The 9,511-nt window shown below is 67.4% G+C and carries 9 protein-coding genes; all 9 read left to right on the top strand.

Annotated features, from left to right (window positions below):
* The coding region (locus ACXJKR_RS15955) for a TOBE domain-containing protein (RefSeq protein ID WP_457323655.1) at positions 1 to 351 on the top strand (351 nt) is incomplete at its 5' end.
* Positions 348 to 1,238: a carbohydrate ABC transporter permease gene (locus tag ACXJKR_RS15950; protein WP_457323654.1), complete on the top strand. Its 891-nt coding sequence runs from the start codon at positions 348 to 350 to the stop codon at positions 1,236 to 1,238. The genes ACXJKR_RS15955 and ACXJKR_RS15950, both read left to right, overlap by 4 nt.
* Complete coding sequence (locus ACXJKR_RS15945; protein WP_457323653.1) at positions 1,235 to 2,071, top strand: carbohydrate ABC transporter permease; 837 nt, start codon at positions 1,235 to 1,237, stop codon at positions 2,069 to 2,071. Before ACXJKR_RS15950 ends, ACXJKR_RS15945 begins: the two co-directional genes overlap by 4 nt.
* Positions 2,068 to 3,381, top strand: a complete 1,314-nt coding sequence (locus ACXJKR_RS15940; RefSeq protein ID WP_457323652.1) for an extracellular solute-binding protein — start codon at positions 2,068 to 2,070, stop codon at positions 3,379 to 3,381. The genes ACXJKR_RS15945 and ACXJKR_RS15940 overlap by 4 nt, the downstream gene beginning before the upstream one ends.
* A complete protein-coding gene (arfA, locus tag ACXJKR_RS15935; protein ID WP_457323651.1) occupies positions 3,378 to 4,904 on the top strand; it encodes an arabinosylfuranosidase ArfA in 1,527 nt (508 codons plus the stop codon). Before ACXJKR_RS15940 ends, arfA begins: the two co-directional genes overlap by 4 nt.
* Positions 4,901 to 5,839 carry a glycoside hydrolase family 43 protein gene (locus tag ACXJKR_RS15930; protein WP_457323650.1) on the top strand — a complete coding sequence of 313 codons (939 nt, stop codon included), beginning with the start codon at positions 4,901 to 4,903 and terminating at the stop codon, positions 5,837 to 5,839. The genes arfA and ACXJKR_RS15930 overlap by 4 nt, the downstream gene beginning before the upstream one ends.
* A 7-nt stretch (positions 5,840 to 5,846) precedes the next feature.
* Entirely contained in the window at positions 5,847 to 7,742 is a 1,896-nt protein-coding gene (locus ACXJKR_RS15925; RefSeq protein ID WP_457323649.1) for a glycoside hydrolase family 97 catalytic domain-containing protein, read from the top strand.
* Positions 7,743 to 7,771: 29 nt separating this feature from the next.
* Complete coding sequence (locus ACXJKR_RS15920) at positions 7,772 to 8,524, top strand: FadR/GntR family transcriptional regulator (RefSeq protein ID WP_457323648.1); 753 nt, start codon at positions 7,772 to 7,774, stop codon at positions 8,522 to 8,524.
* 170 nt (positions 8,525 to 8,694) lie between these two features.
* Positions 8,695 to 9,511: LysR family transcriptional regulator (locus ACXJKR_RS15915; RefSeq protein WP_457323647.1), on the top strand; the 817-nt coding region annotated here is incomplete at its 3' end.

Below are 9,511 nucleotides of genomic sequence, written 5' to 3'. Positions count from 1 at the left end.
CCGGACGACCGTGGGCGTGCTGTGGTCACGGTGCCGGGTGGGCATTGGTTGACGACGCGTGTTGCGGCCGACGGCCTGCCTTCACAGGGCTTGGTGCTGGGCGTGCGGCCCGAGAACCTGCGCGTCGCCGAGCAAGGTCCGCTGCGGGGTCGCGTCGAGCTGGTCGAGTTCCTCGGCGAGCGCACGCTGGCGCATTTGAAGCTCGAAGGTGGCAGCCCGCTCATCGTCACGGTGCCTGCCGGCACATCGCCCAAGCTGGGCGGCCATGTCGCCGTCAGCGTGGACGTGGCCGGGGCCCATCTCTTCGACGAGAGCGGCCGCGCTCACCATGCGCAGGAGGTGTTGGCATGAGCGCCAGCGCCGTCGGGCTGCGCGCCTCGCGCCCGGCCTACGCCCTCTTCGTGCTGCCCTTCGTGGCGTTCTACGCGCTGCTGCTGCTGTGGCCACTCGCCAAGGGCGTATGGATAAGCTTCCACGACCACGACCTGCTGTCCAACGACAGCTTCTGGGTGGCCTTAAGCAACTACCAGGAGCTGTGGGGTGACGAGGTCTTCCACCAGGTCGTCTGGAACACCCTCCGCTTCGTCCTCATCAGCACGCCCATCTTCGTCGTRCTGTCGCTGATGCTGGCGCTGGCGCTGAACCGCTCCGGCAAGCTGGCCACCTTTCTGCGCGCCACCTTCTTCTGCGCCTCGGTGTTTTCGGTCACGCTGATCACGCTGGTCTGGAAGCTGGCATTGATGCCCGAACGCGGCCTCATCGCGCAGTTCTTCGCCGCGTTGGGCCTGCCCGAACTGCCGCTGCTGACCAGCGACAACCTCGCGCTGCTGACCGTGGCGCTGGTGACCGTGTGGTGGATCATCGGCCTGCCGATGATCATGTTCCTGTCGGCGCTGCAGCAGATCCCGTCGGACATCTACGAGGCCGCCGCGCTGGACAACACGCCCCGCTGGCGCGTGTTCACGCACATCACGCTGCCCAGCCTCAAGCGCGCCATCATCCTCGTCGCGCTGATCGAGGTKATCCGCCAGTTCCAGGTCTTCCCGCAGATCATGCTGATGACCAACGGCGGGCCTAACAACACGACGCGCTCGGTCGTGCAGTTCATCTACGAGCAGGCCTTCATGCAGCTCTCGCTGGGCTACGCCACCGCCGCGTCGCAGGTGCTGCTGGCCATCATGCTCATCGGCGTGTCCACGCAGCTCTGGCTGGAACGTGACCGCGGAGGTCAACGATGAACCCCTTGCTTCGCCGCGGCTGGTTCGACCGTGCCGTCATGGCCGCGCTGACGTTGCTGGCCCTCGTCTGGATGGCGCCGCTGCTGTGGGTGCTGGCGCTGTCGTTCAAGCCCAACGAGTTCCTGTTGACGCGCACCGACGTCTTCCTCGCGCCGCCCTACACACTGGCCAACTACCTGGACATCCTGCAGACCTCGCAGGTGTTCCGCTGGCTGGGCAACAGCGCCCTCGTCGCGCTGCTGCAGACTGTCGGCGTGTTGGTGCTGTCGTCGCTGGCCGGCTACGGCTTTGCGCGCTGCGAGTTCCCGGGCCGCAAGTGGCTGTTCGCCCTCGTCATGTTCGGCCTGGCAGTGCCGGCGCAGTCGGTCTTCATCCCGCTGCACCGGCTGTTCTCGGACTGGAACCTGCAGAACACCATTGCCGGCCTGACGCTGCCGGGCCTGGCCGCGCCCTTCGGCGTCTACCTGATGACGCAGTACTTCAAGGCCATCCCTGCCGAGCTGGAAGAGGCCGCGCTGCTGGACAACGCGTCGCGCTTCAAGACCTTCCTGACGATCATCCTGCCGCTGACGCTGCCGGCGCAGGCGACGCTGGGCATCTTCACCTTCCTGGGCTGCTGGAACGACTACCTCTGGCCGCTGGTCATCGCGACGCAGCCGGACATGTACACGCTCACGCGGGGCCTCGCGTCCACGCAGAYCAACTTCGCGCAGTCGGAAGGTTTGGGTTTCCTGATGGCCCAAGCCGTGTTCGCCGGCATGCCGGCGCTGATGCTGTATCTCTTCTTCCAGCGCCATCTGGTGACGGCCGTCGCAGGGACGGGCAAGTCATGAAGCGCCTGCTCGTGTGTGCGGTCGCCGCGCTGCTCGCCGCCTGTGGCGCGCGCAAGGACAACTCGGGCAAGACCGAGATCACGCTGATGCGCTTCTTCGGCAGCTGCGAGGCGCAATACGGCCAGGTCGTGAAGACGGCCGACGGCGTCGGCGAATGCGGCATCGTCACGGCGCTGGTCAACGAGTTCAACGCGACCAACACCGACGGCATCGTCGTCAAGACGCAGATCGGCGAGTGGGGGCCCTACTACGACCAGCTCACCGCCCGCCTCGTCTCCAAGGACATCCCGACCATCGCCGTCATGCACGAGTCGGCACTCGGTGACTACGTGCGCCGCAAGCTGGTGCTGCCGCTTGACGACGACTTCAAGCGCGTGGGCGTGCCGGTGGACGACTTCACCGAGCACGCGCGCCGCGGCACCACGTTCAACGGCCAGACCTACGCGCTGCCCTTCGACACCTGGGCCTGGCTCTGGCACATCAACACCGGCTTGATGAAGAAGGCCGGGCTCGATGCGCTTCCGCGTTCACCCGAAGAGCTGCTGGCACAGGCGCGGCAGTTCAAGCAGAAGACCGGCAAGCCTTATTTCGCCTGGGCCGTGGCCAATGAGACGGCGGCGAACGACCGCACCTTCCTGACCCTGGTGGCGCAGCAGAACGCCCAGCTGTTCTCCGCCGACGGCAAGACCATCAACATGCACCAGCCCGCCGTCGTCAACGCGCTGACGCTGATGCAGACGCTCTACCGCGAAGGCCATGTGCGGCCCAACCTCGACTACGCCGCGGCCAACCAGGCCTTCCTGAACGGCGAGGCGGGCGTCGTGGTCGTTGGCACCTGGACCATCGACCAGTTCCTGCGCGAGTCGCAAAAGCCCGAGTCCAAGCTCCAGGGCGCCTACGCCGTGAAGCCCTTCCCGCAGCTCTACGACAAGCCCGCCGTGTTCGCCGACGGCCACTCCTGGGCGCTGTTCAAGGGCGGTGCCAAGGATGCCAAGGCACACGAGGCGGCGTCCAAGTTCCTGAAGTTCGTCTGGGACCACAGCGCCGAGTGGTCGCGCACCGGCCACCTGCCGGTCAGCAAGACTGTGGCGCAAAGTGACGCCTTTCGCGCGCTGCCGCTGCGCGCGGCGCTGACCGAGATCACGCAGACCGGCGTCGGCATGCCCGGCAACGTGCCCACGCAGCGCGGCATCGAGCTGCTGATCGGCGAGGACGTGGCCAACGTGATGATCTCCGGCAAGCCGGTCGACGAGGTGCAGGCCAGCGTCGAGAAGCGCGTCAACAAAGCCTTGAAGAAAGCCCGCCGATGACGTTTGAAGCCAAGCTCACCGTCGACCGCGACTTCGACCTCGCGCCACTGGACCGCCGCCTGTTCGGTGTGTTCGTCGAGCACCTGGGCCGCTGTGTCTACAACGGCATCCATGAACCGACGCACCCGACCGCCGACGAGCACGGCTTTCGCGGTGACGTGGCAGACCTGACGCGCGAACTCGGCGCCACCATCGTGCGCTATCCCGGCGGCAACTTCATGTCGGGCTACAACTGGGAAGACGGCGTCGGCCCGAAGGACCAGCGCCCGCGCCGGCTGGACCTGGCCTGGTTCTCCACCGAGACCAACCAGGTCGGCACGCACGAGTTCATGGCCTGGTGCCGCAAGGTCGGCATCGAGCCGATGTTCGGCGTCAACCTCGGCACGCGCGGGCCGGACGAGGCGCGGCACTACCTCGAGTACTGCAACCATTCCGGTGGCACCGCACTGTCGGACCTTCGCCGCAGCCACGGCGCCGAGGAGCCACTCGGCATCAAGTTCTGGTGCCTGGGCAACGAGATGGATGGCCCCTGGCAGATCTGCCAGAAAACGCCCGACGAGTACGGCCGCATCGCCAAGGAGACCGCCAAGCTGATGCGCTGGGTGGACCCGAGCATCGAGCTGGCCGCCTGCGGCTCGTCGGCCTACGACATGCCGACCTACGGCGCCTGGGAAGACCGCGTGCTGGAGCATTGCTTCGAGTTCGTGGACTACCTGTCGCTGCACAGCTACTTCGTGAAGCCCCCCGCGGACACCAGCACCGAGAGCTTCTTCGCGCAGATCGAGACGAATGCGCGCTACATCGAGGACACGGTGGCGATTGCCGACTCGGTGGCCACGCGCAAGCGGTCGACGAAGCGTCTGAAGCTGTCCTTCGACGAGTGGAACGTCTGGTACCGCGCTCGCCACGGCGAGCACCTCAAACAGGCGGGTTGGCCCGAGGCCCCGCGCCTGCTGGAAGAGGTTTACACGGCCGAGGATGCGCTGCTCATCGGCGGCATGCTGACGATGTTCATGAACCATGCGGACCGGCTCAAGGTCGCCTGCATGGCGCAGCTGTGCAACGTCATCGCGCCCATCATGACCGAGCCCGGCGGCGCGGCCTGGCGGCAGACGATCTTCCACCCCTTCGCACAGGCCGCGCGCTGGGCCCRGGGCCAGGTGCTGCGGCCGGTCATCCGGTCGCCGGGCTATGCCAACGCCCGTCACGGCGAGTTGCCCTATCTGTGCGCCAGCGTCGTCGATGACGCGGCCACCGGCCGCACCGCCGTCTTCGTGCTGAACCGCCACTTGAGCGAAGAGATGGACCTGTCCATCACGCTGCGCGGCCTGGGCACTGATCGCCGGCTCGTGCAGGCCGAGCAGTTGCACTCGGCTGACCTGAACGCCACCAACACCGCCGACGCGCCCGACCGCGTCGCGCCCCAAGCGCTGGACGGCATCGCCATCGACGGCGAGCAACTGCGCGTCAAGCTGCTGCCCGCCTCCTGGAACGTCGTCGTCACCCAAGCCGTCCGCGCATGATCTGGAACAACCCCGTCATCCCCCAGCGCGCCGACCCGCATCTGAGCTTGGTCGACGGTCGCTACTGGTTCACCGCCTCGGTGCCCAGCTACGACGCCATCGAGATCCGTGCCGCTGACAGCATCGCCGACCTCTCGACCGCCACGCCCAAGGCCATCTGGCACAAGCACGACAGCGGCCCGATGAGCTTCCACGTCTGGGCGCCGGAGCTGCACCGCATCGCCGGCCGCTGGTACGTCTACTTCGCTGCGGCTGAGCGCGACGACATCTGGAAGCTGCGCATGTACGTGCTGGAGTGCCAGGGCGACGACCCGCTGGCTGATGCCTGGGTGGAGCGCGGCCAGATCGTGACGCCCGAGGAAGGTTTCTCGCTGGACGCGACGCCCTTCGAGCACAACGGCCGCCGCTACCTCTGCTGGGCGCAGAAGAGCCCGCCGATGGAAAGCAATCTCTACCTCGCCGAGATGGCCAACCCGTGGACCTTGAAGTCCGAACCCGTCGTCATCACGCGGCCCGACCTGGCCTGGGAGCGCATCGGCTTCTGCGTCAATGAGGGCCCGGCTGTGCTCAAGCGCAATGGCCGCATCTTCATCGCCTACTCGGCTGCCGCGACCGACGCCAACTACTGCATGGGCCTGCTGTGGGCCGACGAGAACACCGATCTACTGGACGCCAAGAGCTGGAGCAAGTCGCCCACGCCGGTCTTCACGACCGACGAATCTGTGAGCCAGTTCGGCCCTGGCCACAACAGCTTCACGACGACACCCGACGGCAGGACCGACCTGCTGGTCTACCACGCCCGCAATTACCGCGACATCGTCGGCGACCCGCTGAACGACCCCAACCGCCACACGCGTGCGCAGGCCTTTGGCTGGCGCGACGACGGCTTCCCCGACTTCGGCGCACCCGTCGCCGATGGCCTTTACTCAATCTGAGATCGATATGCGCCTCATCGCTTCGTTCATGCTCGCCATCCCTGCGCTCGCCCAGGCCTTGAACAGCCCCGACGGCCAGCTCCAGGTCGACGTTTCCGTCAACACCGAGCAGCAGCTCGTCTACACGGTGCAGCGCGCCGGCCAACCCGTGCTGCTGGCCTCGCGCCTGGGCCTGGTGCTGGAGCAGGGCGACTTCGCCAACGGCCTCAAGCTCGTCGCGACCTCGCCCGTGAAGGCCCACCGCGAGCAGTACACGCTCGCTGCCGGCAAGAAGAGCAGCATCGACTACCGCGCCAATGAACAGCGTTTCACCGTCGCCAACTCCGCCGGCCAAAGGCTTATCCTGACCCTGCGCGCCTCCAACGACGGCCTGGCGCTGCGCTACACGGTGGACGGCCCCGGCCGCAAGCAGTTCAAGGACGAACTGACCAGCTTCGCCTTCGCACCCGAAGCGCGCGCCTGGCTGCAGCCCATGGCGACCGCCAAGTCGGGCTACAAGCGCGTGAACCCGTCCTATGAAGAGCACTACCAGATGGGCATCGCCGTCGGCACGCCGTCGCCCATGCCGGCCGGCTGGATTTTCCCGGCGCTGTTTCGCAGCGGCGCCAACTGGGTGGCGTTGACCGAAGCCGGCATGGACGGACGCTTTCACGCGTCGCGCCTGCAAGCCGACTCGACCGGCGGCACCTACCGCATCGGCCTGCCCGATCCGAGCGAAGTCTTCACCGGCGGCCACCTGCTCGCCGACGTCGACGGCCCTTTGACGACCCCCTGGCGCGTGCTCGCCATCGGCCCGCTGAAGACGGTCATGGAGTCCACCCTCGGCACCGATCTGGCCGCCCCCGCCGTACCCTTCGACAAGGCCAGGCTCAAGCCCGGCCATGCGTCCTGGAGCTGGGCGCTGCTGAAGGACGAGGCCACCGTCTTCGAGGTGCAGAAGCGCTTCATCGACTACGCCGCCGACATGGGCTGGAACTACACGCTGGTCGACGCCGAGTGGGACCGCCAGATCGGCGACGCCAAGATGAAGGCGCTGGCGGACTACGGCAAGACCAAGGGCGTCGGCCTGCTGGCTTGGTACAACTCCGCCGGCGACTGGAACGACACCCCGCAGACGCCTCGCAGCATGCTGCTGACCCGCGCCGACCGGCAGCGCGAGTTCGCGCGCATGAAGGCCATCGGCGTGGCGGGCCTGAAGGTGGACTTCTTCGGTGGCGACGGTGCCTCCATGCAGGCCTACTACGTGGACCTGCTGAAGGAGTCCGCGGCGGCCGGCCTGCTGATGAACTTCCACGGTGCCACGCTGCCGCGCGGCTGGAGCCGCACCTATCCCCACCTGATGACGGTGGAAGCGGTGCGCGGCCTGGAGTTCACGACCTTCACGCAGGAAGACCAGGACGCCGTCGCCACGCACGCCGCGATGCTGCCGTTCACGCGCAACCTGTTCGACCCCATGGACTTCACGCCCATGGTGTTCGGCGACGTCCCCAACATCAAGCGCGCCACGCGCAACGGCTTCGAGCTGGCCGAGAGCGTGCTGTTCCTGTCGGGCATCCAGCATTTCGCCGAGACGCCCGAGGGCATGGCCACCGTGCCGGCGTACGTGAAGGGCTTGCTGCGCGAGCTGCCGCGCCACTGGGACGAAGTGCGCTTCCTCGATGGCGAGCCTGGCAAGTACGTCGTGCTGGCCCGCCGCGCCGGCAAGCAGTGGTTCATCGCCGGGCTGAACGCCGACGACACGCCGTGCGACCTGCAGCTGGACCTGGCTTGGCTGGGCGCTGCCGAGGGCCAGCTCATCACCGACGGCGCAGGCGAGCGCGAGTTTGCTGAAAGCAAGCTCGCCGCACCGGCGGCCAAGCTGACGCTGGCACCCAAGGGCGGCTTTGTCGCGCGCTTTCGATAATGAAGGCTTTAGCAATCGGCCTGGCGTCCATGCGAACCCGAGCAGACCACTCCACCTACAGCGCCCAGACCGAGGGCAAGAGCCAGCACGGCCGCATCGTCAGCGAGCTGGGGCTGTCCATCGTCGGCGGCGAACTGCAGCCCGGCGACAAGCTGCCGCCCGAGGCCCAGCTGCTGGAGCGCTACGAGATCAGCCGCCCCGTGCTGCGCGAGGCGGTGCGCGTGCTCGTCGCCAAGGGCCTGGTGGTGTCGCGCCAGCGCGCCGGCGCCATCGTGCGGCCGCGCAACGAGTGGCATCTGCTGGACCCGGACGTGCTGTACTGGCTCATCCAGTCCCGCCCGCAGCGCGACTTCGTGCAGACGTTGCTGGAAGTGCGCCAGATATTCGAACCCGCCGCCGCCGCACTGGCCGCGCGCGCCGCGACCGACGAGCAACTCCACTCCATCGCCACCGCCTACGAAGGCATGGCCGCTGCCAGGACGACCGAGGAGCTCCTGGAGCCCGACCTGGCCTTTCACCGCCGCATTGCCGAAGCCACCGGCAACGACCTGCTGGCCTACATTGGCAACATGCTGTCGCTGGCGCTGCGCGAGTCCATCACGCTGTCCAGCCAGCTGCCCAACACGCACGAGCTCTCGCTGCCGCGCCACAAGGCCATCCTGACCGCGTTGCAGGCCCGCGACCCGCTCGGCGCCCGTCAGGCGACGCTGGTGCAGCTGGACGAGACGGGCGACGACATCAACAGCGTCTTGGCCAACGACGGTCGGGTCAATCTTGCGTGACATGAAGCCCCTCGCCCAAGGCGTACCTTGGCCGGTCCCCCGCGGGGACGGCGATGCTTGCCGGATTGACCGGCAAGCACATCGCCAGATCGGGCCGGCTAGGGAGCGGCCCGGCGCTCGGCCCGACGCAATGCACTACAGCCGCCGCGAACGTGGAATGGACGACTGACATGGCCCGCCAAGATGACGATGACAGCGGCGGCCTGACCGACGCCAGCCCCAACCCCAACTGGTTCCTGCGTGCGCGCCTGAAGACGCGCCAGCTGCTGCTGCTGATTGCGCTCGACGATGAGCGCAACATCCACCGCGCCGCCGAGGTCCTCTGCATGACCCAGCCGGCCGCGTCCAAGCAGCTCAAGGACCTGGAGGACATGCTGGACGTGAAGCTCTTCGAGCGCCACCCGCGCGGCATGGAGCCCACGCTCTATGGCGAGACCATGATCCGCCACGCCCGCATGGCGCTGACGTCGCTGTCCGCCGCACACGACGACATCGTGTCGCTGAAGAACGGCCTCGCCGGCCAGGTCGAGGTGGGCGTCATCATGACGCCGGCCATGGGCCTGCTGCCCCGCGCCATCTCGCGAATCAAGCTGCAGGCGCCCAAGCTGCGTATCGGCGTGCACATGGAGAGCAGCAAGCAGCTGGTGGACATGCTGCAGCGGGGCAAGCTGGACTTCATGATCGGCCGCATCGTCGAAGAGCAAAACGCCGCCGGCCTGCACTATGAGGAGCTGACGGTCGAGCCCGCCTGCGCCGTGGCGCGCGTGGGCCACCCGCTGCTGAAGGAAGACAACCTCAAGCTCGCCCACCTGGCCGACCAGCCCTGGATCCTGCCGCCCACGGGCAGCGTGCTGCGCCACCGCTGGGAGCTGATGTTCCGCCGCGCCGAGCTGGAGCCGCCGGCCAACAACGTCGACACCACGGCCCTGCTGCTCATCACCGCGCTGCTGCAGCAGACCGACTCCCTGCACGTGATGCCCGTGGAGG

This window comes from Roseateles sp. P5_E11, assembly GCF_054049355.1.
Note: the sequence above shows the minus strand (reverse complement) of the source record. Positions and strands in the feature narration are given on the sequence as shown.

What these genes read in the sequence shown, in the direction of transcription:
- ACXJKR_RS15940 (WP_457323652.1), top strand. Translation starts at nt 2,068, where the DNA reads ATGAAGCGCCTGCTCGTGTGTGCGGTCGCCGCGCTGCTCGCCGCCTGT.
- ACXJKR_RS15930 (WP_457323650.1), top strand. Translation starts at nt 4,901, where the DNA reads ATGATCTGGAACAACCCCGTCATCCCCCAGCGCGCCGACCCGCATCTG.
- ACXJKR_RS15925 (WP_457323649.1), top strand. Translation starts at nt 5,847, where the DNA reads ATGCGCCTCATCGCTTCGTTCATGCTCGCCATCCCTGCGCTCGCCCAG.
- ACXJKR_RS15920 (WP_457323648.1), top strand. Translation starts at nt 7,772, where the DNA reads ATGCGAACCCGAGCAGACCACTCCACCTACAGCGCCCAGACCGAGGGC.